Annotated in this window: 21 protein-coding genes and 1 riboswitch; of the genes, 5 read left to right on the plus strand and 16 right to left on the minus strand. The window is 62.8% G+C overall.

Annotated elements, in window-relative coordinates; translation table 11 throughout:
• Nucleotides 1–2: 2 nt before the first annotated feature.
• Both BMZ35_RS04105 and BMZ35_RS04110 read right to left on the minus strand, forming a co-directional pair.
• Nucleotides 3–458, minus strand: coding sequence for an Lrp/AsnC family transcriptional regulator (locus BMZ35_RS04105; protein WP_093091126.1), 456 nt, complete (start codon nucleotides 456–458; stop codon nucleotides 3–5).
• Nucleotides 455–910, minus strand: coding sequence for an Lrp/AsnC family transcriptional regulator (locus BMZ35_RS04110; RefSeq protein ID WP_093091128.1), 456 nt, complete (start codon nucleotides 908–910; stop codon nucleotides 455–457). Before BMZ35_RS04110 ends, BMZ35_RS04105 begins: the two co-directional genes overlap by 4 nt.
• Nucleotides 911–1,045: 135 nt before the next feature.
• Between BMZ35_RS04110 and ilvC the strand changes: the two genes are divergently transcribed.
• Both ilvC and BMZ35_RS04120 read left to right on the plus strand, forming a co-directional pair.
• On the plus strand, nucleotides 1,046–2,068 hold the full coding sequence (ilvC, locus tag BMZ35_RS04115) for a ketol-acid reductoisomerase (RefSeq protein ID WP_093091130.1): 1,023 nt from the start codon (nucleotides 1,046–1,048) through the stop codon (nucleotides 2,066–2,068).
• A 94-nt stretch (nucleotides 2,069–2,162) separates the two neighbouring features.
• The gene (locus BMZ35_RS04120; protein WP_093091132.1) at nucleotides 2,163–3,077 is read left to right on the plus strand and encodes a DMT family transporter; all 915 of its coding nucleotides are present in this window, start codon (nucleotides 2,163–2,165) and stop codon (nucleotides 3,075–3,077) included.
• On the opposite strand, the gene glmM is transcribed toward BMZ35_RS04120, so the two are convergent.
• From glmM to BMZ35_RS04165, 9 genes are all read right to left on the minus strand, one after another.
• Nucleotides 3,078–4,427 (minus strand): phosphoglucosamine mutase, encoded by a 1,350-nt coding sequence (glmM, locus tag BMZ35_RS04125; RefSeq protein WP_093091134.1) that lies wholly within the window; start codon nucleotides 4,425–4,427, stop codon nucleotides 3,078–3,080. It lies immediately after the preceding gene.
• Entirely contained in the window at nucleotides 4,417–5,436 is a 1,020-nt protein-coding gene (gene folP, locus BMZ35_RS04130) for a dihydropteroate synthase (protein WP_093091136.1), read from the minus strand. The genes glmM and folP overlap by 11 nt, the downstream gene beginning before the upstream one ends.
• A gap of 39 nt (nucleotides 5,437–5,475) precedes the next feature.
• Nucleotides 5,476–6,405, minus strand: a complete 930-nt coding sequence (locus BMZ35_RS04135) for a dihydroneopterin aldolase (RefSeq protein ID WP_093091138.1) — start codon at nucleotides 6,403–6,405, stop codon at nucleotides 5,476–5,478.
• Between the two features lie 127 nt (nucleotides 6,406–6,532).
• On the minus strand, nucleotides 6,533–7,177 hold the full coding sequence (locus BMZ35_RS04140; RefSeq protein WP_093091140.1) for a cell wall hydrolase: 645 nt from the start codon (nucleotides 7,175–7,177) through the stop codon (nucleotides 6,533–6,535).
• 151 nt (nucleotides 7,178–7,328) lie between these two features.
• A complete protein-coding gene (gene ppdK / locus BMZ35_RS04145; RefSeq protein WP_093091142.1) occupies nucleotides 7,329–9,869 on the minus strand; it encodes a pyruvate, phosphate dikinase in 2,541 nt (846 codons plus the stop codon).
• 86 nt (nucleotides 9,870–9,955) lie between these two features.
• A complete protein-coding gene (gene glyS / locus BMZ35_RS04150; protein WP_093091144.1) occupies nucleotides 9,956–12,181 on the minus strand; it encodes a glycine--tRNA ligase subunit beta in 2,226 nt (741 codons plus the stop codon).
• A gap of 9 nt (nucleotides 12,182–12,190) precedes the next feature.
• Nucleotides 12,191–13,402, minus strand: a complete 1,212-nt coding sequence (gene gltS, locus BMZ35_RS04155) for a sodium/glutamate symporter (protein ID WP_093091146.1) — start codon at nucleotides 13,400–13,402, stop codon at nucleotides 12,191–12,193.
• A 3-nt stretch (nucleotides 13,403–13,405) separates the two neighbouring features.
• Nucleotides 13,406–13,930 (minus strand): DUF6446 family protein, encoded by a 525-nt coding sequence (locus tag BMZ35_RS04160; RefSeq protein WP_423227744.1) that lies wholly within the window; start codon nucleotides 13,928–13,930, stop codon nucleotides 13,406–13,408.
• Nucleotides 13,927–14,856, minus strand: a complete 930-nt coding sequence (locus BMZ35_RS04165) for a glycine--tRNA ligase subunit alpha (protein ID WP_093091150.1) — start codon at nucleotides 14,854–14,856, stop codon at nucleotides 13,927–13,929. Before BMZ35_RS04165 ends, BMZ35_RS04160 begins: the two co-directional genes overlap by 4 nt.
• A 152-nt stretch (nucleotides 14,857–15,008) precedes the next feature.
• On the opposite strand from BMZ35_RS04165, the gene BMZ35_RS04170 reads away from it, so the two are divergent.
• Nucleotides 15,009–16,760 carry a serine protease gene (locus tag BMZ35_RS04170; RefSeq protein WP_093091152.1) on the plus strand — a complete coding sequence of 584 codons (1,752 nt, stop codon included), beginning with the start codon at nucleotides 15,009–15,011 and terminating at the stop codon, nucleotides 16,758–16,760.
• 112 nt (nucleotides 16,761–16,872) lie between these two features.
• Here BMZ35_RS04170 and BMZ35_RS04175 read toward each other — a convergent pair whose 3' ends face one another.
• From BMZ35_RS04175 to metZ, 5 genes are all read right to left on the minus strand, one after another.
• Nucleotides 16,873–18,486: a 5-guanidino-2-oxopentanoate decarboxylase gene (locus tag BMZ35_RS04175; RefSeq protein WP_093091154.1), complete on the minus strand. Its 1,614-nt coding sequence runs from the start codon at nucleotides 18,484–18,486 to the stop codon at nucleotides 16,873–16,875.
• Entirely contained in the window at nucleotides 18,486–19,934 is a 1,449-nt protein-coding gene (locus BMZ35_RS04180) for a TrkH family potassium uptake protein (RefSeq protein WP_093091156.1), read from the minus strand. Before BMZ35_RS04180 ends, BMZ35_RS04175 begins: the two co-directional genes overlap by 1 nt.
• Nucleotides 19,935–19,995: 61 nt before the next feature.
• Nucleotides 19,996–20,220 (minus strand): hypothetical protein, encoded by a 225-nt coding sequence (locus BMZ35_RS04185; RefSeq protein ID WP_093091158.1) that lies wholly within the window; start codon nucleotides 20,218–20,220, stop codon nucleotides 19,996–19,998.
• 131 nt (nucleotides 20,221–20,351) lie between these two features.
• A complete protein-coding gene (folE2, locus tag BMZ35_RS04190; protein WP_093091160.1) occupies nucleotides 20,352–21,452 on the minus strand; it encodes a GTP cyclohydrolase FolE2 in 1,101 nt (366 codons plus the stop codon).
• Nucleotides 21,453–21,713: 261 nt separating this feature from the next.
• A complete protein-coding gene (metZ, locus tag BMZ35_RS04195) occupies nucleotides 21,714–22,901 on the minus strand; it encodes an O-succinylhomoserine sulfhydrylase (protein WP_093091162.1) in 1,188 nt (395 codons plus the stop codon).
• A 65-nt stretch (nucleotides 22,902–22,966) separates the two neighbouring features.
• Nucleotides 22,967–23,044, minus strand: a riboswitch (SAM riboswitch).
• A 111-nt stretch (nucleotides 23,045–23,155) separates the two neighbouring features.
• Here metZ and BMZ35_RS04200 point away from each other — a divergent pair.
• Both BMZ35_RS04200 and BMZ35_RS04205 read left to right on the plus strand, forming a co-directional pair.
• Nucleotides 23,156–24,136, plus strand: coding sequence for an alpha/beta fold hydrolase (locus BMZ35_RS04200; RefSeq protein ID WP_093091164.1), 981 nt, complete (start codon nucleotides 23,156–23,158; stop codon nucleotides 24,134–24,136).
• Nucleotides 24,069–24,770, plus strand: a complete 702-nt coding sequence (locus BMZ35_RS04205; RefSeq protein ID WP_093091166.1) for a glutathione S-transferase N-terminal domain-containing protein — start codon at nucleotides 24,069–24,071, stop codon at nucleotides 24,768–24,770. The genes BMZ35_RS04200 and BMZ35_RS04205 overlap by 68 nt, the downstream gene beginning before the upstream one ends.
• Nucleotides 24,771–24,867 lie beyond the last annotated feature (97 nt).

Below are 24,867 nucleotides of genomic sequence, written 5' to 3' on the forward strand. Positions count from 1 at the left end.
GCTCAAAGCGGCCCCGGCCGACGTTCCTCGCTCAACAGCACATTGGCATCCACGTTGCCGACACCCGGCAAGGTCATGATCCGCCGCCGCAGCACCCGTTCGAAATCCGGAATGTCGCGCGCCGTGACCCTCAGCCGGTAATCATACATGCCCAGCACATGCTCCACCGTCTGCACCTCTGGAATCGCCGTCACCGCACGCTCGAAATCCTCCAGCGAAATCTGCCCCTTGGTGGCCAGCTTCACGCCCAGAAACACCGTCACCCCAAAGCCCAGCTTCTCCGCGTCCAGATCAAGCCGCCGCCCGGCAATGACGCCACTGTCTTGCAACCGCTTGATCCGCCGCCACGTCGCGGGCTGGCTCAGCCCAAAGGCCCGCCCCAAAGCCCCCGCATTGCGTGTCGCATCTTCACTCAGGGCGCGCAGCAGCCCGCGATCGATCTCGTCCAGCTCGATCATACCGGCAGGTTCTCGTCCGACTTGATCCGCGCCACATGCATCAACGCTTCAATGTCGGCGATATGCGGCAGTGTCAGGATACGTGCGCGGTAAATCTCCTGATAATGCGGCATGTCCCGCGCGATCACTGAAAGCCGCACATCCACCTGCCCGAGAAAGGTCTGGATTTCGAGCACCTCGGGAATGTCCCGCGCCGCGGCAATGAAATCGTCAAAGGCCCGCGACTGTGTCTTGTCCAGCGTCACCCGCAAACTCACTTCGACGGCATAGCCCAACGCCTGCCAGTCGATCACCGCCCGCTGCCCCCGCAACACGCCCGTTTCACGCAGCTTCTCGATCCGTCGGGTCAGGCGCGACGTGGTCACAGTAAGCCGGTCCGCAAGATCGGGAATCGATTGCTGCGGATCAGCCTGCATGTGGCGAAGTATGCGCCTGTCGAGATCATCAAGCATGAATCATGCGATAAACCACATTCTGACGAATAGCTAGCGCAATATTTCGCGAAATATAGCGCCCAACACCGCTCGCCTTCCGCGGCCGCCCCCCTATGATCGCCCCAGAGATATCAAACAAGAGGGAGCGCCGATATGCGCGTTTACTACGATCGCGATTGCGACATTAACCTGATCAAGGACATGAAAGTGGCCATCCTCGGCTATGGCTCGCAGGGCCACGCCCACGCGCTGAACCTGCGCGACTCGGGTGCCAAGAACGTTGTTGTCGCTCTGCGTGAAGGCAGCCCCTCGGCCAAGAAAGCCGAAGGCGAAGGCCTGCAGGTCATGGGCATCGCGGAAGCTGCCGCATGGTGCGACCTGATCATGTTCACCATGCCCGATGAGCTTCAGGCAGAGACCTACAAGAAATACGTGCACGACAACATCCGTGAAGGCGCAGCCATTGCCTTTGCCCACGGCCTGAACGTGCATTTCGGCCTGATCGAGCCCAAAGACGGCGTCGACGTCATCATGATGGCCCCCAAAGGCCCCGGCCACACCGTGCGCGGCGAATACACCAAAGGCGGCGGCGTGCCCTGCCTCGTGGCGGTTGACCGCGACGCAACCGGCAAGGCGCTGGAAATCGGCCTGTCCTACTGCTCCGCCATCGGCGGCGGTCGCTCGGGCATCATCGAAACCAACTTCCGTGAAGAATGCGAAACCGACCTCTTTGGTGAACAGGCCGTTCTCTGCGGTGGTCTCGTGGAACTGATCCGCTGCGGTTTCGAAACCCTGGTAGAAGCCGGCTACGCACCGGAAATGGCCTATTTCGAATGTCTGCACGAAGTGAAGCTGATCGTGGACCTGATCTATGAAGGCGGCATCGCCAACATGGACTACTCGATCTCGAACACCGCCGAGTATGGCCAGTACGTCACCGGCCCGCGCATCCTGCCTTACGAGCAGACCAAGAAAGCCATGAAGGACGTCCTCACCGACATCCAGCAGGGCAAATTCGTGCGCGACTTCATGCTCGAAAACGCCGTGGGTCAGCCGACCATCAAAGCGGCCCGCCGTCACAATGACGAGCACCAGATCGAAGCCACCGGCGAGAAACTGCGCGGCATGATGCCGTGGATCTCGGCTGGCAAAATGGTCGACAAAGAAAAGAACTGATTGCGCGCGGGGCCTTCCCGCAGCAAGAGTTTTATCTGACGAAAACGATTGACCCCGGCCCCCGCGCCGGGGTCAATTGCCTTAAGGACATTCCATGAAGCAATCCCCTGACATCACCCCCCAAAGCTGGCTCATGGTCGCCGCGCTAGGCGTGATCTGGGGCGGCACCTTCATGGTGCAGAAACTGGCGCTGGGCTACCTGCCCCCGCTCTGGGTGGCCGCTGGCCGGATCAGCTTTGCCGCCGTCCTGACAGTGACTCTCTGGCAGGCGCTCGGCGGGCGCCTGTTTACGTCAGAGGACACCGATTGGCGCGGCCTCGGGCTGGTCTCTCTGCTGAGTGTTGCCATCCCCTTCATGCTCCTGTCCTTTGCCCAGCAATTCGTGACCTCGGGCTTTGCCGGAGTATCAATGGCAGCAGTTGCGCTGATCACCCTGCCTCTGGCGCATGTCTTCATCCCCGGCGAGCGAATGACCCTGCGCCGCAGCATCGGCTTTGTCATCGGTTTCATTGGCGTTCTGGTGCTGATCGGCCCCGGCGCCTTTCAAAGCTCGGGTAACGCACTGGAAACCGTGGGCCGTTTCGCCTGTCTCGGGGCGGCCTGCTGCTATTCTGTATCGTCAATCGTCATGCGCCGCCTGCCCCCGATCGACGCCGTAGGCCTTTCGGCGATCACGCTGGTCTTCGGCATGGGCCTCGTTGTGCCCATGGCGCTCATCAACCATGGCCTGCCGGAAATCCCGGCACCCCGGGGGTTGTTCTACGTCGTGTTGCTGGGCCTCGTTCCCACCGCAGGCGCGAACCTTTTGCGCAATGTCGTGATCCGAAGCGCCGGGCCGGTTTTCATGAGCCTCACCAATTACATGGTGCCGCTCTGGTCCGTCCTGCTCGGGGCGGTCTTCCTTGCCGAACCCGTGCAGCCCTCGCTGCTCTGGGCCACCATGCTGATCCTAGCCGGCGTCGGGCTCAGCCAGTACGGCGCGCTGAAGCGACTTTTCGGCGCGGTCTGATCAGCCCGCCACCGCCGCGCTCACCGCATCCACCACGCCATCGACGGTCTGCTCCAGCAACACGGAATCTTCGCATTCCGCCATAACCCGGATCAACGGCTCCGTACCGGACTTGCGGATCAACAGCCGCCCTTTCCCGGTCAACGCAGCCTCGGCATCGGCGATCGCCGACTTGACCGCATCCATCTCCAGCGGCGCCTGCCCGACTTGATACCGCACGTTCTTGAGCATTTGCGGCACAGCTTCGAAAACATGGGCAAGCTCGGACGCCTTCTGCCCGGTCCCCACCATGGCCGCGAGGAACTGCAAGCCCGCCATCAGGCCATCCCCGGTCGTGGCATAGTCGGTCATCACGATATGGCCCGACTGTTCCCCACCAAGGTTGTAGCCCCCCTTGCGCATCGCTTCGACCACGTAACGGTCTCCGACCGCCGTCCGCTCAAGTCGCAATCCACGCCCTTCGAGATACCGCTCAAGCCCGAGGTTCGACATCACGGTCGCAACCAATGCTTCCCCCTTGAGCCGCCCTTCGGCGGCCCAACGCGATGCCAGCACCGCCATGATCTGGTCGCCATCGGCCACCTTGCCGGTTTCGTCGATGATCATGACGCGGTCCGCGTCACCATCCAGGCAGATCCCCACATCCGCGCCATGCGCCACAACGGCTTCACTGGCGGTTTGCGGCTTGGTCGAGCCGCAATTCTTGTTGATGTTCAGACCATTCGGCGACGTGCCAACCGGAATGACGTCCGCGCCAAGCTCCCAGAGCGCTTCGGGAGCCGCGCGATAGGCCGCCCCGTTGGCGCAGTCGATCACCACCTTGATCCCCGTAAGCGGCAGCGCGCGCGGCAATGAGCTTTTGACCCGCTCGATATACCGGAACCGCCCGTCGTCGATCCGTTTTGCACGCCCGATATTCTGGGCATGCACCGGTTCGACCCCTTCTTCGATCAGCCGTTCGATTTCCAGCTCGGCCTCGTCCGAAAGCTTGAAACCATCCGGTCCGAAAAACTTGATGCCATTGTCTTCCGCCGGGTTGTGGCTGGCCGAGATCATGACCCCCAGATCCGCGCGCATGGAATTGGTCAACAGGCCCACCGCGGGGGTCGGGACCGGCCCCAGCAACAGCACGTTCATCCCCGTGCTCGTAAGCCCCGCCGTCAGCGCGTTCTCAAACATATATCCGGAAAGGCGCGTATCCTTGCCAATCACCACGCGATGCTGGTTGGTCCCGTCATTGCGGAAATACCGCCCCACGGCAGCGCCGATGCGCAAAGCCATCTCCGCGGTCATCGGATGCTGGTTCGCTGTGCCGCGCACTCCGTCCGTGCCAAAAAACTTACGCACCATGATACTCTCCTGTCGTCACTGCCTGCCACAATTGCAGGGCCTGCCGTGTTTCGGCCACATCATGCACCCGCACAACCTGCGCCCCCTGCGCAAAGCCTTCCAGCGCGACGGCCACAGATCCCGGCCCCCGCTGATCGGCCTCCGGCGCATTGCCGATCTTGCCGATGAACCCCTTGCGCGACGCCCCCAGCAGTATCGGGCAGCCAAGGCTGTGAAACAGGCTCAGCCGCGCAAGAAGGGCAAGGTTGTGCTCGATCCGCTTGCCAAAACCGATGCCGGGATCAACAAGGATCTGATCACGCGGGATGCCCAGCCCGGTCAGCATGCTGACCTGGGCGGCCAGGAAATCGTACACGTCCAGAAGCACGTCGTCATAACGCGGATCGCCCTGCATGGTCTCCGGATCGCCCTGCGCATGCATGACGCAGATCGGCACCGCGCGCTCCACGCACAATGTCTTCAGCGCCGGGTCGAATGTGAAGCCGGACACGTCATTGACAAGAAATGCCCCTTCGTCCAGCGCGGCCCGCGCCACCACCGCCTTGCGCGTGTCGATGCTGATCGGCACCTGCAACACGTTGGAAATCGCGGCGATTACCGGCGCGGTGCGGGCAATCTCGGCCTCGGGTGGCACTTCCATCGCGCCGGGGCGTGTGGATTCACCTCCGACGTCAATAAGGCTTGCCCCAGCATCAACCATGACCCGCGCATGGGCCAGCCCTCGGGCCGGTCCGACATGCGCGCCACCATCCGAAAAACTGTCCGGGGTCACGTTCAGGATGCCCATGATCTGGGGGCGGTCCATACGCACCCGCCCCAGCTTGGATCGCGTGGCGGTCATCGCCGCCAGCACATCCTCGGGCACGTCGCGCGCAGAAATCACCTCGGGCGGCGCGCCGCGCCGCAAATGTTCAACATGAGTAAACCAACACCAGCCCCCTGCGAGCACCAGCGCGCCTTCCGGACGCGCGGCATCGGTCTGGGGGAGCGCACGAAAATAATCCGTCATGAATGCTGAATGCGCAATTGCCAGCCGAAAGGCAAGCGCTCAGAACTGCTCTGCGTCGACAGGGACGGCCCGCACCGGAAGTTTCGCGCCTTCGGGCGGTATCGCGCCGACGGTCCAGAACCGCCGCGCCTGCACCAACTCGGCAAACCAGACGCCCAGCGCCACCGCGTCGCGCGGCTGCGCCGACGGGCCATCCACCGCATCCAGCACGATCTTGGACGGCGCCCAGACACAGAACTGCCCGTTCTTCATCGCCCAGTCCAGCTCGGTCCGGGTATTCACCACCACACAGCGCGGGTCTTTCGAAGCCAGCACCCAAGCGTTCTGCTCGATCGACAGAAGGTCGATCCGCCGCTGGGTCATGGCATGGCCGGTACGCGGCGCGGGCGCATCGCCGGCCCCGACGCAAAAGATCACCGGCACGCCGTCCCGTTCCAGCTGGTCAATCCAGCCCGTAAGGTATGGCGACGTGATCGCCTCGTTGGACAAGAACACAACACGCGGATGGGGTGCCTCGTCCTCGCCGGCCTCTTCGACGGGGGCCAATGATGCCTTGCGGCTGCGCACGATCTCCACGCCAAGAGCCCCCGGCCCCCGGTCCAGCTTTTCGATCCGCACGAACACCCGCATCGCCTGTGGCTCATGCAGGATGCGTTCGGCGACGCGCTCGGCCAGCGTTTCCAGAAGATTGAGCCGCTCGGCGGCCAGTTCATGGGCAATCGCCTCGGTCACGCGGTCATAAGACAGGATGCGGTCCACATCGTCCTCGACCGCCCCGGACAACGGACGCACCTCGACCACGACGTTGAAACAGACACGCTGCATCTGGCCGCGCTCCTGCTGGAACGCCCCGATGTCTACCTCGACGATATGGTCGCGCAGGGAAATCCGGTCCAGCGGATCGGGGCCAGAGGTGGCTTCGGACCGTTCGGACGGGTGCGCAAATGCGAGGCGGATTTCATTGGTCATGGCGCCGCTCCTGTTGGTATCGGGCAACGCCCAGACTAGGCGCTTGCAGGGCCTTTAACAAAGCCCAAGGCGGCAAACCAGTGGCGAAACGCGTCACTAGCGGGTGACTACGCAGCCGGAGATCGGCCTAATTCTGGGAAATGCGGGTCGGCATCCGGTAGAAATGATGCACACCGATGGTCGCGGTGCGCTTGAACTTGCGCGACCAGGACGGGCTCACGGCCTTGGTGTGATAGTGGGTTGCCCCTTCCGTCAACACCTTGGGCGCGCCGTCAATCAACAGCCGGGCCACCTTGCCCACGCGCTCATAAGCGGCCTTTTCGTGGATGCGGTTCTTCACCCCGTCGCAGTTGTAGGTGAACTGGCACTGATATTTGCGCCCGCTCGCCGTGCCCTGATTGATCACACCGCAGATGCTGTCGGGAAACGCGCCATGCTCGGCGCGGTTCATGATGACCTCGGCCACCGCGAACTGCCCCTTGATGCTCTCGCCGCGCGCCTCGAAATAAAGCGCCTCCGAAAGACACTGCCATTCCGTGTCGCGTTCCTTCTTGGCCACCGGCGGTAGCGTGTCGATCCAGGCACGTGAATAGCTCACCTGCTCGGTCAGCTTTTCAGACTTCGGCGCAAAGAAATCACGCAGCTTCTTTCCATCAAACAACGCCACGCGCTTGGGCAGCGTCGCGTCGTCCCGGTTGTCAGCGGGCGCCTCGGCCATCGCCACTCCGGACGTCAGAGAAAAAACAAGAACGGCAGCAAAAAACCTACGCATAGCGACCTCTAAATCGTTTCCAGACCGGACCCTCCCCGTCCGAAACTGGCGCCCTCTTAGCCGAATTGTCCAAAATCGTCCAGTCGGTCGCCTTTCGGCGCTTGCGACAAGACACGCCGATGTCAAGCAAAAGCCTCAAAAAAGTCTTATTTTATGAGATTTTGTCCTGAATCGCGAACTGTGCTGCGGCCAAACGCGCAACCGGTACGCGGAACGGCGAACAGGACACATAGTTCATTCCGATCTCGCGACAGAAGGCGATTGATTCGGGGCTGCCCCCGTGTTCGCCGCACACCGACAGCGTCAACTCGGGCCGCGCCTTGCGCCCCCGTTCTGCCCCCAGCCGAAGCAGCTCACCCACCCCTTCGCGATCCAGCGTATGGAACGGGTCTTCCGGGAAGACACCCTGCTGCACATAGGGCGACATGAATCGCCCCGCATCATCGCGCGACAGGCCATAGGTCATCTGTGTGAGGTCGTTGGTGCCGAAGCTGAAAAAGTCGCAATGCGGCGCGATATCCTCTGCCCGGAGCGCGGCGCGCGGTGTTTCCACCATCACGCCCAACCGATAGTCAAAATCACGCCCCTTCTCGGTACGCACAGCAGCGGCCACCGCGTCGATGCGGGTCTTGACCAGCTCCACCTCACGCTTGGCCGACACCAGCGGGATCATGATCTCGGGCATGATCGGCGCGCCGTCTTCCGTCACCATCAGCATCGCCTCGAAAATGGCGCGCGCCTGCATGTCATAGATTTCCGGCACCGTGATCCCAAGCCGCACGCCCCGCATCCCCAGCATCGGGTTGTACTCGCCCAGCGCTTCCACCCGCCGCGTCACGTCCGACAATGGCAGGTTCAGCGCCTCGGCCAGATCGCGCAGCCCGGCGCGGTCGGTCGGCAGGAACTCGTGCAAGGGCGGATCGAACAGGCGCACACAGACCGGACGCCCCTCCATGATGCGGAACAGTTCGGCAATCGAGTTACGCTGCAACGGCAAAATCTGCTGCAGCGCGGCGCGGCGATCCTCCGAACCGTCGGCAAAGATCATCTCGCGGATGGCAGTCAGCCGGTCCGCCTCAAAGAACATGTGCTCGGTCCGGCACAGACCGATCCCCTGTGCCTTGAAATTCAGCGCCGTGCGCGCATCGTCCGGCGTGTCGGCATTGGCGCGCACGTCAATGTCGCGCACGTCATCGGCCCAGTTCATCAACGATTGGAACGCATCATCCAACGCCGCCTCGACCATCGGCGCCTCTCCGGCAAGGATCTGGCCGTTGGTGCCGTCCACCGTGATCACGTCGCCTTCGCGGAACACCCGTCCATCCGGCGCCACCAGCCGCCGCTTGCGGGTCTGGAACCGCATCTGTGACGCGCCCACCACGCAAGGCAGACCAAGCCCGCGCGCGATCACGGCCGCGTGGCTGGTGATCCCGCCCCGTTCCGTCAACGCGGCACTGGCCGCATGCATGCCGCGAATGTCTTCCGGGTTGGTTTCCCGGCGCACCAGCACACAGGCTTCGCCGCGCGCCGCGCTGGCCTGTGCTTCGGCGGCGGTAAAGACGATCTTTCCCGAGGCTGCGCCGGGGCTGGCCGCCACGCCCGCGCCGACCACGTCGCGCTTGGTATTGGGGTCAATCTGGCGGTGCAAAAGCTCATTAAGGGCGCGTGGCTCGATGCGCATCACCGCCTCCTCACGCGGGATGATCCCGTCATTGGCCAGCGACACCGCGATCCGCACCGCCGCGCGCGCCGTGCGCTGCACACGCACGCCGTCAAGAATATGCACCTCTCCGCTGTCAATCGCGAACTCGCACTGCATCTCTTCGCGCAGCTTTATGCGCATCACTGCCGCATGGGTCTTGAGCTGTTCAAATGCTTCAGGGGCCTCTTCCTCCAACGACGCCCCGCGCGCATCCCTTTCAAGGTACAGCGCCTCTGCCCCGGTCTGTAATGCATCCCGCCCCTGGCTCTGGCTCAGGTAGCGCCCGGTGATCTGCGGCAGGCCCGAGTCGCCGTTGACCAGCTGCAACACGCCCGATCCGCATTCGCCCTGCCCGACACCCAGCACCATCGACTGCACCACCAGCCCAAGCCCCGCATCCGCCGGCGCGCCCTTGGCCATGCGCAACAGGCGCGCGGTTGTGCCTTCCCAGGCCCGCGCCATTGACCGCAACACGCCCACAAGCTGCTGCCCGCGTTCCTGCGGAAACGGCTCCTCAGCCTCGTCCTCATAGGCCTCAAGGAACTGTGCCACCACGTTGGGGGCGTTCATGTCGAGGTCGTCAAAGATATCCGGATCAAGCCGCGCGACATGGGTCGAATAGGACTGGATGAACTTCACATAAAGCCGCGCCGCCGCCTTTTCGCCAATCCGCTTGCCCAGCGCCTCAAGGCGGGCGTCGTTCATGCCGATGTTCAACACCGCCCCCGGCCCTCCCCAGTCGGGATCTTCCGAAGACGGGCGCACACACAGCAATTGTTCCGAGGCAAAAGGCGCAAGGATACGGGCCACCTCCGGCGTTTCGCCGGTCGCAATCCGATGTACCTCGTCAAAACTCAGCGCCACCGTCACCGGCACAGGCAGGTCCAGCCGCACGAGGCGCTGCAGGCATTTTGCCCGCCCGCCATGATTGGCGACGCTCACAGGCGCATCCTGCGTGATCAGGGTGATATCGGGGTCGTTTTGCTGCACTGCGGCACCTTTCTTTGAAACCGCAGCATACGCGCCAACTGAAACGAGGCAAGCGAAAGCTTGCCTTGCCCGACTGCGTCAGGTGATCACCCCTCGACGCGGGTCAGGTCGGCGGCCCCAAGGCAAATCGTGCGAATACGCGACAACAGGTTCAGACGGTTGCGCCGCACGGTTTCGTTATCACTGTTCACCTGCACCGCTTCAAAGAACGCATCAATCGGGGCGCGCAGAGAGGCCATGGTCCCCATGGCCGATGCGAAATCTTCGGCCTCGATGGCCGAAGAGATCGCGCGCTCCGCACCGTCAAGCGCCGCGAACAGCGCCTTTTCGCTCTCATCCTCGGCAAACTTCACATCCGCCCCAAAGGAATATTCCACCCCGTCCTTTTCCTCGGCCTGGCTCAGGATGTTGTTGGCTCGCTTGAACCCCTGCAACAGGTTCTCGCCATCTTCAGTGCTCATGAAGTCCTGCAACGCCCGCGCGCGCCTCACCAGCAGCGTCAGGTCATCATTGCCCGGCATCGCGATACAGGCGTCGATCACGTCATGGCGAATGCCCTGATCGCGCAGGTAGACTTTCAGGCGATCATGGAAGAACCCCAGCAAATCGCGCGACGTGTCCGGCAGACGGCTCTTCAACTCTTCCATATGCTCGGGCAGGTCGCCATCAAACGCATCCAGCACGGTGCGCACCGCAGCACCAAAGACGCCATGATCTGCCACTTCCGCCATCATGTCCGTCATCAGCCCACGCGACACCACGTCATCCCCGTTCTGTGCAATCTCATGACGTAGCAACTGGCCGTCGAAATACCGATCCAGCGACAGGCGCAGCTCGTTTTCCAGCACCAACCGGATCACCCCCAGCGCCGCGCGACGCAGGGCAAACGGGTCTTTCGATCCGGTCGGCTTTTCATCAATCGCCCAGAACCCGGTCAGCGTGTCGAGCTTGTCCGCCAACGCAACAGTCACAGACAGCGGCGCGGTGGGCACATCATCAGACGGTCCCAGCGGCGAATAATGTTCCTGCGCCACCGCGGCCACCTCTGCGGGCATACCCGCGGCCTCGATGTAATAACGCCCCATCAGACCCTGCAACTCGGGGAATTCATAGACCATCTGCGAACTCAGATCGGCCTTGGCCAGATGCGCCGCATCCTTCGCACGCCCCGCATCCGCACCGGTCACTACCGCCAGCTCACCCGCAAGCGCCGCAATCCGGTCGATCCGCGCGGCCTGTGTGCCAAGCTTGTTGTGGAAGGTGACGTTCTTGAGGTCATTGCTCCAGACCGTCATGTCCAGCTTGGCAATGCGCAGATCGTTCTCCCAGAAGAATTTCGCATCCGACAGCCGTGCAAACAGCACCTTCTGGTTGCCAGCCAGAATAGTCGCGCCATGGTCCGCCGTTTCTCGGTTGGCCACGGTAATGAACTTCTCGATCCGGCCCGTCTTGGGGTTCTTCACAGAGAAAAACTTCTGGTGCTCTTTCATCGAGGTCTGCAACACCTCGGCAGGCAGCCCAAGGAAATCCTCGGCGATATCACCCATCAGCACCACGGGCCACTCCACCAGCCCCGCAACCTCGGCCAGAAGCCCCTTGTCCTCGACCACTTCCAGACCTTGGGCAAAGGCCATGTTGGTCGCCTCGTGCCAGATATGCTCGCCCCGCTCCTCGGCACTCAGGATCACCTTGTCGCGCTTGAGCTTGGCCTCGTAATCCTCGAACCCCGTCACGGCAAACCGCCCTGCGCCCATGAATCGGTGGCCTTCGGTCGTGTCGCCTGCCTTGATCCCGTCGATCTCCAGCGGCACCACCTCGGCCCCTGCCTCGTCGCTGAGAATGCACAGGATCGAATGCAGCGGACGCACCCAGCGCAGGCTGCCCGCGCCCCAGCGCATCGACTTGGGCCAGGGGAAATTGCGGATCGTGTCTTCCAGAACCTCGGCCACGATCTCTGCCGCCGGACGACCCGGCTTGGTGATGGTGGCGAAATAGACCGCGCCCTTGGGGGTCTCGCGCTCTTCAAGGTCTTCACGCGCCACGCCCGCACCGCGCAGGAAGCCTTCGATCGCCTTTTCCGGCGCGCCCACCTTCGGGCCCTTGCGCTCTTCCTTGACGGTCGGGCTCTCGGCCAGCAATCCCTCAAGCACCAGCGTCAGGCGGCGCGGCGTCGAAAACCCATGCGCCCCGGCATAGGTTAGCCCCGCCTCGACCAGACCATCCGTCACACGTTTCTTCAGGTCTTCAGCAGCCCGCGCCTGCATGCGCGCGGGGATTTCCTCGGAAAACAGTTCGATCAGCAGATCAGGCATGACAGGTCCTTAGAAGTTCACGATTGTCTGTATGACAATCGCATTGGCGATATCCACGAAAAAAGCCGAGACAAGCGGCAAAACCACAAAGGCGATGGGCGACGGCCCGTAGCGCTTGGTCACGGCGGTCATATTGGCGATGGCGGTGGGGGTGGCCCCGAGCGAAAACCCGGCGAACCCGGCGGCCAGCACGGCGGCGCGATACCCGCGCCCCAGAACCGGAAACAGGAAGTAGCGGACGAACAGGAACGTCATGACCGTCTGGCAGGCCAATACCAACGCAATGCTCCAACCAACGCCGCGCAGGGTCGCGAAATCCAGCGTCATCAGCGAAATGGCAAGAAACGCCCCCAGCGCAAAATCCGAAATCACCGCCAGCGACGGCGTCCGCGAAATCGGCGCCATCTTCGGAAACAGCACGGGGGACACGTTGCCCACAACAATCCCCATGATCAGGCAAGGCACAAAGGTCGGCAACATCAGCCCGGCGGCCTCGATCACCTCGCCCAGCGCATGGCCAAGGATGATCGCAATGTTCAGCGCCAGCATCACTCGCATCAGGCTGATATGGGTGATGGGCCGCACATGGCCTTCCTTGTCAAAAGGCAGGCCCACGGTTGTCTCCTCGTCGGGACGGCGCGGGGTCAGGTCGAAACGGGCAATCAGCAGCTTGGCAATCGGTCCCCCGATCAGCGCCGCCACGATCAACCCGAGCGTCGCCATCGCGATCCCGATCTCGGGCATATCGGTCAACCCGGTCGCGCGCACCACCTCGGGCGCCCATGCAATGGCCGTGCCATGCCCCCCGATCAGCGCCGCCGATCCCAGCATCACCCCTGCCGGCACCGGCAGGTCAAAGTAAAGCGCCCCGACAACACCGATCCCGTTCTGTGCCACGATCATCAGCACCGTCAGCACCAGCAGGATCGCCAGCGGCTTGCCCCCGGCGACGAGATCGCCAAGACGTGCATTCAACCCGATCGAGGTGAAAAACAGGATCAGGAACAGGTCGCGCCCCTGCATCGAGAACTCAAGATCCTGCCCGCTTACCTGCATGTAAAGCGCAAACAGACCTGCGGCGAGCAACCCGCCCGACACCGGTTCAGGAATATTGAACTCGCGCAGGAACGCTACCTTGCGGGTCAGCCGAGCCCCCAGCAGAAAGACCGCGAACCCGAAGGTCGCGGTCAGAAAGTCGTTTATGATGACCGGCTCAGCCACCCATCAGCTCTCCGGCGCGGGCGGACAGCCCTCGGGCGCGGGCTTGCCGTCAAATACGACCTCGCCGCAGCGGTTGATCTGATGCCACGCGAAACCGCGCCCGTCGGGCAGGATCGCGATCACGCGATCCACGCCGTAAACCACGTTCTCAGTGCCCAGAAACGCCAGCGCCTCGCCTTCTTCCAGGGCATAACCGATTTCCTTGGCATCAAAACAGTCAAACCAGCCCGGCGCCACAAGCGGCTCTGGGCGCTCATAGGCTTCATAGGTCTCGGTCAACAGGCCGGAACTCATCGTCGTCGTGAAACAGGCCCGATACCGGATCGGGGAACTCTCCGAGTCGATTGCCTCGAAGTTTTCATAGAGAATCGGCTCGGGCTGACCGCTGGCCATCACGGTCAATTGCACGTCATCCGTGCCCGACGCCGGAACGGCATCGTAATAGGCATAGACCTGCAGGTAATACATGGCGATGCCAGAAATGAAAGCGACCACGACAATAAACCCCGCCAGCAGTTTTCCGTTCACGCCGCGTGCCCCCCGGCCTCGGTCAGCACAAAGGCATCGGCGCATTGCTTGGCCAGCGCCCGCACCCGCCCGATATAGGCTTGCCGCTCGGTGACCGAGATCACCCCGCGCGCGTCCAGAAGGTTGAACAAGTGGGACGCCTTGATGCACTGATCGTATGCCGGATGCGCCATGATGATGCGCTTGCCGGTTTTCGGGTCGACATGCTCCTGCGCCAGAATCTTTTCGCACTCTGCCTCGGCCTCCTCGAACTGCTTCAAAAGCACCTCGGTATTGGCCACGTCAAAGTTCCAGCGGCTGTATTCCTGCTCTGTCTGCTTGAACACGTCCCCATAAGACAGCGCAATCGGCGCGTCCGGTGCGTTGAACGGCATGTCCATCACGTGATCCACACCCAGAACATACATCGCCAGCCGCTCAAGCCCATAGGTCAGCTCGCCCGAAACCGGGTGACAGTCATGCCCGCCGACCTGTTGGAAATAGGTGAACTGGCTGACTTCCATACCGTCACACCAAACTTCCCAGCCAAGCCCCCACGCGCCCAGCGTCGGGCTTTCCCAGTCATCCTCGACAAAGCGGATGTCATGCAGCTCCATGTCGATCCCGATCGCTTCGAGCGAGCCGAGATACAGCGCCTGAAGATCCGGCGGGCTGGGTTTGATCAGCACCTGGTACTGGTAATAATGCTGCAACCGGTTCGGGTTCTCGCCATAGCGCCCGTCCGTCGGACGGCGCGACGGCTGCACATAGGCCGCGGCCCAGGGTTTGCTGCCCAGCGACCGCAGGGTCGTGGCCGGGTGGAACGTCCCGGCACCGACTTCCATGTCATAAGGTTGCATGACGGCACAGCCCTTCCCGGCCCAGTATGCCTGAAGCCGCAGGATGATCTCCTGGAAACTGCGCGGTTTGCTGTCTTTTGATGCCATGGCTCTGCCCCTTGGAAACGCGGCTCTTGCTTATGCGGATGCAAAGACGGGGTCAATTGCACGAAGCCTCAAAATGGGGATGCAAGACGGCGTGAACCTGCTAAACAGGTGCAACCAAGACACCTATTTGCATTTCAGGGGCCTTTCCAAAGATGTTGCGCGTACTACTGTCGCTGTTTCTCTCCGCTTTCTTCTTCACCACCGCTGCTTTCTCCCAATCCGCCGATGACGAACTTGTCTGGGTCCAGCTCGAGGCCCAACCCAGCCTGACCGTCGCCGAGGAACGCATCCGCGCCTATGGCGAACGGATGCAGGACGTTAACGGATTTTCCCTTGGCGGCGGCTGGTACGCCATCGCGCTTGGCCCCTATCAGCGCCGCGATGCGGAATCCGTGCTGCAGGTCTACCGCTCCGAGGGCCTGATCCCTATCGACAGCTACATTTCCACCGCGGGCAGTTACCGCAGCCAGTTCTGGCCGGTGGGCACCAACCAGCTTGGCAGCCAGACAGCCGCCGCCGCGCCTGATGCCACAAGCGACACCGTCACAAGCGTCGCCCCTCCCGAACCGCAAGCCGCCGATGAAACCCCGCGCGAAGCCCGCGCCAGCGAAGCCCGCCTCACCCGCGATGAGCGCAAGGAACTGCAGGAACTGCTGCAATGGGCCGGCTTTTACACCTCCGCCATCGACGGCGCCTTCGGACGTGGCACCCGCGCCTCCATGGCCGCATGGCAACGCGCCAACAATTTCGAGGAAACCGGCGTTCTGACCACCATGCAACGCCAGATGCTGCTGGATCAGTACAACGCCGTGCTCAAGGGCATGAACCTGCAACTGGTCAGCGACTTTGACGCCGGGATCGAAATCATGCTGCCGCTGGGTGTCGTTGCCAAGGCGACCACCGAATACCCGTTCGTGCAATATGACGCCACTAGCGACATCCCGGCCAAGGTCCTGTTGATCAGCCAGGCGGGCGACCAGACCACGCTCTTTGGCCTTTATGACATCATGCAGACGCTGGAAATCGTGCCCCTCAACGGCAAGCGCGACCGCAAGGACCGCGGCTTCCTGCTGATCGGGGAAGGCGCCGACATCGTCTCGCATACCGAGGTCGTGCTCAAGGATGGCGAGATCAAGGGCTTCACCCTGGTCTGGCCCGCCGGAGACGAAGAGCGCCGCACCCGCATCCTGACCGAAATGCAGGACAGCCTCGCGCGCATCGACGGCGTTCTCGATCCCGCGGCGGGCAGCAATCCGACGCAGGATATCGACCTGATCGCTGGCCTGCAGATCCGCAAACCCCGCCTGTCGCGCTCGGGGTTCTTCATTGACCCGACCGGCCGCGTCGTCACCACCGCCGAGGCGGTGCAAAACTGTACCCGGATCACGCTGGAAGAGGATTACGAGGCCACCGTGGCGACGATCGATTCCACCCTCGGCGTCGCGATTCTCGAACCGCAAAGCGCGCTGGCCCCGATGAGCGTGGCCAGCCTGCGCCTCGGCGTGCCGTTGCTGAAATCGGACGTGGCGGTTTCGGGCTATTCCTACGAAGGTATGCTCGGCGCGCCCACCATGACCTTCGGCCAACTGGCCGATATCAAGGGCCTCGCTGGCGAACAGGAACTCGCCCGCCTCGCGCTGGCGGCCCAACCCGGCGATGCCGGCGGCCCCGTGCTCGACGCGGGCGGCGCGGTCTTCGGCATGCTCCTGCCGCGCGCATCCGGCAGCGCACAACAGCTCCCCGACAATGTGAGCTTCGCGGTCAACGCCGATGCCATCCGCGCCCTGCTGGAACAGGAAGGCATCCGCGCCACCACCAGCGACGTCTCCGGCGCCATGGCCCCCGAGGACATCACCCGGCTGGCCTCCGGCATGACCGTCCTCGTGAGCTGCTGGACGGACTGACCCGCTTCTGCAAAGGACACAAAAGGGCGCCCCTCACACCGGGCGCCCTTCTTCATTTTGCCAGAAATACTCTGGGGGAATCGCGGCTCTGCCGCGATGGGGGCAACGCCCCCTACCCCCTCGCCAGCTCCGGCGTCATGCGAATAAGCGTCGGACGATCCGCCGCAAACGCCGCCAGCACCGCCTCCTGCAACGCCGCCACATCCTGCGGCGCTTCGGACAAACACCCATAGGCTTCCGCCAACTTGCAGAAATCCGGGTTCACCGCTTCAACCGCATTGGGCGCGATCTGGCTGGCGGTCATGCTGTCCTCGATCTCCTTGAGCTTGCCATTGTCCCAGAGCAGGATCGGGATCGGCAATTTCATCTCCACCGCCGCACCAAGCTCCTGCACTGTGTATTGGAACCCGTAATCCCCCGCGATACAGACCGTCGGATGTCCCCGCCGCGCCATCGCCCCGCCAATCGCGGCAGGCAAAGCATAGCCCAGCGTGCCAAACCCCGTGGGGTGGTGCCACATGTTCGGTCTGGCCATGTCCCAGACCTCCTTGGCGACATAGGCAAACTGGGTCATGTCCGAAAACACCATCGCATCTTCCGGCATCACTTCGGCCAAAGCCGCGCACAGCGGCACAATCCCCGGACGCTCCGCATCCGCCTCGGCGCGGAACCGTACCTTCGCGGCGGCAATCTCACCCGCGTCCCACCTGGCGGGCTGCGGCGCCTCCAGCAAGTCCAACAGCGCTTTGACAAACAGATAGGCATCCGCCTGCACCGTGATCCCGGCCCGGTGCCGGTCGGCCAGCACTTCCGGGTCGATATCCACCCGCACCAATGTCCCGCGATGGCCCAGTTCGTCCCGCCACAGATCGTTTTCAGACAGTTCCGTGCCAATCGCGATCACCAGATCAGCCTCGCCAATGATCCGCGCACTTTCCGGTCGCCCAAGGTAACAGCCAAAGCTCATCGGATCATCCGGCGTCAGCAAACCACCCCCGGCATAGGTCATGAACGCCGCCGCGCCACTTTCCGCCACAAGATCGCGCACCAGCCGCGCGCCGCCCATCCCGTGCGCCGCCATGCCCCCGCCAAAGATGAACAAGGGTTTGCGCGCTTGAACCAGATCCTGCACGATCCCGCGCATGTCTCCGGCATCCGGCACCCCATGCGCCTCGCCCCAGCCCGGCGGCCCTTTCGGCGCAGGCGGGGCCAGGCTTCCGAGCACCCCAATCGGCACCTGGATATGCTTGGGCCGCGCGCGGCGCGCCGCGAATTCCACCAGCGCCCGGTCAATCAGCCCATAGGCCGCCTCCGCACTGCGCGCCTCCTCGGACCAGTCACACACGCAAGCCGCCGCGCCCCTCTGGTCAAGCATCTGGTGCAGCTGCCCGCGCGTCGCCGCCACCTCGTCCAGACAGGATGAGATCACCAGCACCGGCACGCTGTCGGAAAAGGCCTGCCCCATCGGCGTCATGATATTGCACAGGCCCGGCCCAGTGATCACATAGGCCACCCCCGGCTTGCCACTGGCCCGCGCATAGCCATCCGCCATGAACCCCGCGCCCTGTTCATGACGCGCCAGCACATGCGTGATCCCGGCTTCTTCAATGCCTCGATACAACTCGACATTGTGCACGCCGGGAATGCCAAAGATCACATCCACGCCGCGCGCCCTGAGCATATGCGAAATCTGCGCCCCCAACGTCGCCCGTGCTTCCTCGACCATCACGCCCTCCAGAACTGAACCGTGAACAATACGTAGACCGCCAGCAACTCCAGCCGCCCGATCAGCATTCCGATAATCAACAGCCACTTGGCCGTGTCATTAAGCGTCGAGAAATTTCCGGCCGGGCCGATGATATCCCCCAACCCGGGACCGATATTCGCAATCGCCGTCGCGGCCCCCGAAATCGCCGTCACGAAATCAAGCCCTGTCATGCTGAGCGCCACCGCCAGAACCCCAAGGCTCACCGTGAAGAACACGAAAAACGTCATCACCGAGCTCAGCACGTCTTCATCCACCCGCCGTCCCTGGTAGCGCGTAGTAAACACGCCGCTGGGATGCTGTATCTTGCGCAGCTGCACCTTGATCGCGGAAAACAGAAGCTGGTAGCGGAAAATCTTGACCGAACAGGCGGTCGATCCCGCGCAACCACCAATCAGCCCGATGAAAAAAAACATCGTGATGATGAAACCGCCCCAGTTCATGTAGTCGACACTGGCATAGCCGGTTCCAGAAATGATCGAAGTGATATTGAACAGGGCTTCGCGGAACGACTGTTCCCAGTGGTGCGGGAAAATCCGGGTCAGAACCACCGTGAACAACAGCACGAGCACCCCGATCGTGATCAGAAATACATGCACCTGACTGTCCCGCAACAGGGGCCGCGACTGCCCGTTGACCATCTGGACATAGCGCACGAAGGGCAACGCCGCGAGGATCATGAACACCGACGCCGCGTATTCCATCGGGCCGGAAAACGCGCCGAACGAGGCATCCCGCGTTGAAAACCCGCCGGTGGACACCGTTGTCAGCGCATGCACGACCGCATCGAAAACGGGCATGCCCATCACGACATAGGTCGTCAGACAGGCCAGTGTCAGGCCGACATAGATCACCGAGATCTGCGCCGAGATCGCCGTCGCGCGGGGCAGGATTTTCCCCATTGTATCAAAGGCCTCCGACCGGAAGATCTGCATCCCGCCAACCCGCAGCTCAGGCAGGAAAACCATCGCGACCACAATGATCCCGATCCCGCCCAGCCATTGCAGCAACCCGCGCCACAACAGCATGCCGCGTGGCAGATCATCCAGCCCGGAAAACACGGTCGACCCGGTCGTGGTCAACCCCGACATCGCCTCGAACACCGCGTCCACAATCCGGGCCTCGGTGGCCCCCAGTATGAAAGGCATCGCCCCGAAGACCGGCAGCGCCACCCAGACGCCGGTGGTCAGAAGAAAGGTCTGCTGCAGGCTCAGCCCGCTTCCCCGCCCGTTATGACAGGACAGGGACACCAGCCCACCGGACAGAATCGTGACCACTGCGCTGATGAAAAACGTCGACCAATGCTCGGCACCGTCCATGAGATCCACGGCCATCGGCAGCAGCATGGTCATACCCAGCATGGCCACCAGAAGGCCGATCACGTATCCGACAGGACGCAGGTCAAACATGGCCGCAGCGTTGGCTTGCCCGTCCGTCCCTGTCAAGCAGGATCAGCCGCCCCGCGCGCCCTCACCCCAGCAAATCCGCAAAGACATAGGCCGGAATCTGGTCGCGCGTCAGCCCCAGATAGGCCAACTGACAATCGCTGAGCGCGTCCAGCGCAAAAGCGTCATGCAAGCGCCGCCGCCGCTCGGTTCCTGCGTTGAAGCCCATACCCTGCGCGGCAAGGAAAAGGTCCATCCGCCTGAGCATCCGGCTTGAAGAAACATGAATTTCGCAGTCGTCGCCGTTCATTGGAAACCTCCGTTCGAAACGTCTTCGGTTTCCTCCCACGGGTTCAGTCTACACCAACATCCCACCCGCGCGGGCCGCGCCCTGCCATACGGCAACGGCGGTGTTGCCCCCCTGCCGCACGCACGCGAGTCTTACCCGACGTGGAACAACGTTGTGAACAGCTTGGGATCAAGGCTCTGTCCTGCAAAGAACGGCCCCTCGGTCAGCACCGACACCGCGTCATGACTGTGCAGGCTCTCCTGGTGGCTGGCAATCACCCGGAAATCCCCGATCCGCGGATCGTTCTTGAGCTGCTCGCAAAACAGCCGCGCCGCATCCTCGACAAAAATCGGGTTGGCCGCATTGAGCTCGGCAAAGGCCTGCTCGTCCTCCCGCTTGACCATCACCTGCGTCTCTGTCGGCACCGCCGCCCGCGCAAGGTCAATCAGGTCTTCGAACCACAGGCAGTCGTCCCCGATGATCTCGACCGAAATCCGCGCCACCGAGCGCTGCGAATGCGGCGTCGCAAGCTGGCCGCGCGCCATGCGCGCATGTTCGCTCAGCTCCAGCGAACAGGGGCAGGTCGACGAATAGACATAGTCGAGATGCATCACTTTATGCAGTTCCCCGTTCATCTGCACCTTCTCCAGCGCGATGTCGTAATACTGGTACCCCTGCAGCCCGGACCGCAACGAGTCGATCTTCATCGGATAGCTGAACCGCATCTGAAGCCGCGCATCAAAGCTTTCCAGGTCAGTGATGTAATCGGCCAGCGCCGCTTCCATCACCTCGAAACTGAACGTCTTTTCCGCGTGCTTGTAAAACGACCGCATGATCCGGGACATGTTGATGCCCTTCTTGTCGGCCTCAAGGCTCACCGTCCCGGTAACGCTGGTTTCCAGCGTGATATCGCCATTGTCGCGCGTGTGAAACCGAATGGGCAGGCGGAAATTCGAAATGCCCACATGCTGAATCTGCTGCTTCTCGCCCTTGATCAGGCTGCTCGGCCCGTTTTGCAAATCCGGCAAGCTGGCGCGATAGGCCGCGTCCACCTCGAAATCTTCCGGATAATCCCGCGACAGGTCGGGATAGTTCGACAACGGCTGATCCGGCAAAAGCCGCGCCACCGCCGGATCCAGCTCTGCAATTTCCGTCACCGTCGCCTGTGCCGCCCAGGCCCGCAGGCGCTCAAGCGCCTCGCGTGCGTCATCACGGGACAAGCTGTCGGAGCCTTTGGGCGTCTGCATGTTCATCGGCGGGGTGCCTTTCGTTTCGCGTCCTGTCGCCAGACTAATGTAAGCAAAGCCCGGCAAGATTACCAACCTCGAAGACTCCTACGCCAAAAACGACGCCCCGGATCATTCAAGATCCCCTGGCCTCCATCCGGATAAGCCAGGCGAAACACACAAGGAACGCCTCCCTGGATCTTTCTTTTTCCAGAAATACCCCGGGGGAGTCGCAGCTTGCTGCGGCGGGGGCAGCGCCCCCTTTCCCCTTTGCCGCGGGCGGCGCGCCTATCCCTGCGCCGCCGCCAAAGCCTGCATCACATCCCCGATCAGATCGTCCGTGTCTTCCAGCCCCACCGAGAACCGCACCAATCCCGGCGTGATTCCCAACTCGTCCTTCTGATCGTCCGATAGCCGCTGGTGCGTGGTCGTCGCGGGATGGGTGGCAATCGATTTCGCATCCCCCAGGTTGTTCGAAATCACAGCCACGTTCAGCGCATTGAGGAACCGGAACGCCGCGGCCTGCCCGCCCTTGATATCCAGCGACAGCACCGTACCGCCCTTGCCCCCAAGCTGCGTCTGCACCAGCGCGTTCTGCGCATGGGCATTCAGCCCCGGGTAAAGCACACGCTGCAGCGCCGCATGCCCCTCAAGCGCTTCGGCAATCGCCTGCGCGCTCGCGGCCTGTGCGCGCACCCGCAGATCGATGGTCTCGAGCCCCTTGAGCAACACCCACGCGTTGAACGGCGACATGCTGCCCCCGGTATGCTTCATGTAAGGTTCCACCGTCTTGCGGATGAACTCCTTCGTACCAAGGATCACGCCCCCCAGCGTGCGCCCCTGGCCGTCGATATGCTTGGTTGCGGAATAGATCACTGCATCCGCGCCCTGCGCGATCGCGTTCGAGAAAACCGGGGTCGAGAACACGTTGTCCACCACCACCTTGGCGCCCACGCCATGCGCGATCTCGGCCACACCGGCCACGTCGATCACTTCGAGCGTCGGGTTGGACATGCTTTCAAAGAACACCGCCTTGGTGCCGGGGCGCACCGCCGCGCGCCATGCGTCAAGATCGGTGCCGTCCACGAACGTGACCTCAACCCCATAGCGGGTCAGAATGTCTTCGAGGATATATAGACAGGAGCCGAACAGCGCTTTGGCCGACACCACGTGATCCCCGGCCTTCAGCATCGAGGTCAGCGCGCCGTTGACCGCCGCCATGCCACTGGCGGTGGCAAAGGCGTCTTCGGCCCCCTCCAGAAGCGCAATCCGCTCTTCGAACATCGCCACGGTCGGATTGCCATAGCGCGCATAGATGAACTCGTCCGGCCCAGCCTCGATGAACCGCGCCTCGGCCTGTTCGGCACTCTCGTAGACGAACCCCTGTGTCAGAAAGATCGCCTCGCTCACCTCATTGTATTGGCTACGGCGCGTGCCGCCATGGACCAGCTTCGTGCGTGTGTTCCAGTCGTTCATTTTCATGTCTCCCGGGCGGTTCCAGACGCCCAACAAAAAAGCCCCGTTTCGGCCAAGCGAAAGGGGGCTCCTTCTTCCTGACCTCTTTAGCGGCATGTTTTACGTGGCCCGCAATCCGGTAACAAATCGCCACGCCGACCGATTAGCGCGCCAAGGTGTTGCACGTCAACACCGTCACGGTCCTGAAACCCGATTTTCACGCCAGATACACAAACATTCTGAATACCGCACACAAGATGTAGGGGAGTCGCCCAATGGCACTCATACGGATCAATGCCGATGGCCGCACGCCCAGGCTGCATGGCGCGGGACAGGGGCTTGAGCCGACTCTGCGGCGCGTACTTGCCACACCCGGTCCCATCGCCATCATGATCCACGGTTTCCGGTTTCAACCCGCCGACCCGGCCCATTGCCCGCACCATCATATCCTGTCGCTTAAGGACACGGCCCATCGCAAGGCACTGAGCTGGCCCCGCCATCTCGGCTTTGACAGCCAAGGGGTCGGCATCGCGTTTGGCTGGACCGCCCGCGGCAGCCTGAAACAGGCGCTGAAGGCCGCCCTTCGCGCCAGCCGCGCCCTTGCCGCGCTGATCGCCACCCTGCACCGCCTCGCACCGCACCGCCCGGTCCATCTCATCGCGCATTCCATGGGCGGGTTCCTTGCGCTTCGCGCCCTGCCCCACGCCCCCGCCGGGGCGGTCGGGCGGGTCATCCTGCTGAACGCGGCGGCCTTTGAGCGCGACGCCATCCGCGCGCTGGCGTCTCCGGCAGGGCGCCGCGCGGAACTCTTCAATATCTCGAGCCGCGAAAACGCGCCTTACGACTACCTGTTCGCGCGGCTCCTGCGGCGGCGGGACCGGCTTTTGGGGCGCGGGCTGAACGCGCCCAACGCCCTCACCCTGCGCCTTGACGACCGCCAGACCCTTGACCACCTCGCCACGCTCGGTTTTCCCATCGCCCCGCGCCGCCGCATGGTCTGTCACTGGTCCACCTACCTGCGCCCCGGCGTGTTCCCCTTCTATCGCAGTCTGATCCACGAGCCCGCGCGCCTGCCGCTGGCACAGCTGCAAACCCTCTGCCGCCTGACGTCCTCGCCTCGGCGCCTTGGCTTTTCCTTGCCCCTCTGGCCGAAACCGGCATCATGGCCCTCGCAACAGGAGCACGCCCATGACAGGACCGATCAACCTTTATTACTGGCCCACCCCGAACGGATGGAAAGTCTCCATCGCCCTTGAGGAAATGGGCCTGCCCTATGAGGCGCACCTGATCAATATCGGACAGGGCGACCAGTTCGCCCCCGATTTTCTGAACATTGCCCCAAACAACCGCATGCCTGCCATCGTCGATCCAGACGGCCCCGGCGGCGCGCCGGTTTCGGTGTTCGAAAGCGGCGCGATCCTGATGTACCTGGCGCGCAAGACCGGTCAGTTTTACGGGGCCTCCGAACGGGACAGGATCGCGGTCGAGGAATGGCTCATGTGGCAGATGGGCGGGGTCGGACCGATGGCCGGGCAGGCGCATCACTTTCTGAAATACGCGCCTGAGGACATCGCCTACGCCAAGGACCGCTACCGCGGCGAAGTTGCCCGCCTATACGCGGTTCTTGACCGGCGCCTGGCCGAGCACCGCTACGTAGCAGGCGACTTCTATTCCATCGCCGACATGGCGATCTGGGGCTGGGCCTCGCTTTGGGAAGGACAGGAGCAGACGTTGGAGGACAAGCCGCATATGGCGCGCTGGTTGAAAGAGCTTTGGGACCGCCCCGCCCTGCGGCGCGGACGTGCGCTCCATGCCGATCTGCGAGGCGATAAATCCGACACCTGGGTTCAGACGGATCTTTTGCGCCTTTCGGTGGCTCAGCAAAGCTGAGCCTGGGAGGGGGCCAGCCCCTCGGTTTGAAAATGCCCGCATTTTCAAACGCCACCCCCGGGGTATTTTTGGAAAAAGAAAAATCAGGCGCGGCAAG

Origin of the sequence: Shimia aestuarii, assembly GCF_900114635.1 — a bacterium.
Lineage (GTDB): Bacteria > Pseudomonadota > Alphaproteobacteria > Rhodobacterales > Rhodobacteraceae > Shimia > Shimia aestuarii.

What these genes read in the sequence shown, in the direction of transcription:
- BMZ35_RS04105 (WP_093091126.1), bottom strand. Translation starts at nt 458, where the DNA reads ATGATCGAGCTGGACGAGATCGATCGCGGGCTGCTGCGCGCCCTGAGT.
- BMZ35_RS04110 (WP_093091128.1), bottom strand. Translation starts at nt 910, where the DNA reads ATGCTTGATGATCTCGACAGGCGCATACTTCGCCACATGCAGGCTGAT.
- ilvC (WP_093091130.1), top strand. Translation starts at nt 1,046, where the DNA reads ATGCGCGTTTACTACGATCGCGATTGCGACATTAACCTGATCAAGGAC.
- BMZ35_RS04120 (WP_093091132.1), top strand. Translation starts at nt 2,163, where the DNA reads ATGAAGCAATCCCCTGACATCACCCCCCAAAGCTGGCTCATGGTCGCC.
- glmM (WP_093091134.1), bottom strand. Translation starts at nt 4,427, where the DNA reads ATGGTGCGTAAGTTTTTTGGCACGGACGGAGTGCGCGGCACAGCGAAC.
- folP (WP_093091136.1), bottom strand. Translation starts at nt 5,436, where the DNA reads ATGACGGATTATTTTCGTGCGCTCCCCCAGACCGATGCCGCGCGTCCG.
- BMZ35_RS04135 (WP_093091138.1), bottom strand. Translation starts at nt 6,405, where the DNA reads ATGACCAATGAAATCCGCCTCGCATTTGCGCACCCGTCCGAACGGTCC.
- BMZ35_RS04140 (WP_093091140.1), bottom strand. Translation starts at nt 7,177, where the DNA reads ATGCGTAGGTTTTTTGCTGCCGTTCTTGTTTTTTCTCTGACGTCCGGA.
- glyS (WP_093091144.1), bottom strand. Translation starts at nt 12,181, where the DNA reads ATGCCTGATCTGCTGATCGAACTGTTTTCCGAGGAAATCCCCGCGCGC.
- BMZ35_RS04165 (WP_093091150.1), bottom strand. Translation starts at nt 14,856, where the DNA reads ATGGCATCAAAAGACAGCAAACCGCGCAGTTTCCAGGAGATCATCCTG.
- BMZ35_RS04170 (WP_093091152.1), top strand. Translation starts at nt 15,009, where the DNA reads ATGTTGCGCGTACTACTGTCGCTGTTTCTCTCCGCTTTCTTCTTCACC.
- BMZ35_RS04175 (WP_093091154.1), bottom strand. Translation starts at nt 18,486, where the DNA reads ATGGTCGAGGAAGCACGGGCGACGTTGGGGGCGCAGATTTCGCATATG.
- BMZ35_RS04180 (WP_093091156.1), bottom strand. Translation starts at nt 19,934, where the DNA reads ATGTTTGACCTGCGTCCTGTCGGATACGTGATCGGCCTTCTGGTGGCC.
- BMZ35_RS04185 (WP_093091158.1), bottom strand. Translation starts at nt 20,220, where the DNA reads ATGAACGGCGACGACTGCGAAATTCATGTTTCTTCAAGCCGGATGCTC.
- folE2 (WP_093091160.1), bottom strand. Translation starts at nt 21,452, where the DNA reads ATGAACATGCAGACGCCCAAAGGCTCCGACAGCTTGTCCCGTGATGAC.
- metZ (WP_093091162.1), bottom strand. Translation starts at nt 22,901, where the DNA reads ATGAACGACTGGAACACACGCACGAAGCTGGTCCATGGCGGCACGCGC.
- BMZ35_RS04200 (WP_093091164.1), top strand. Translation starts at nt 23,156, where the DNA reads ATGGCACTCATACGGATCAATGCCGATGGCCGCACGCCCAGGCTGCAT.
- BMZ35_RS04205 (WP_093091166.1), top strand. Translation starts at nt 24,069, where the DNA reads ATGACAGGACCGATCAACCTTTATTACTGGCCCACCCCGAACGGATGG.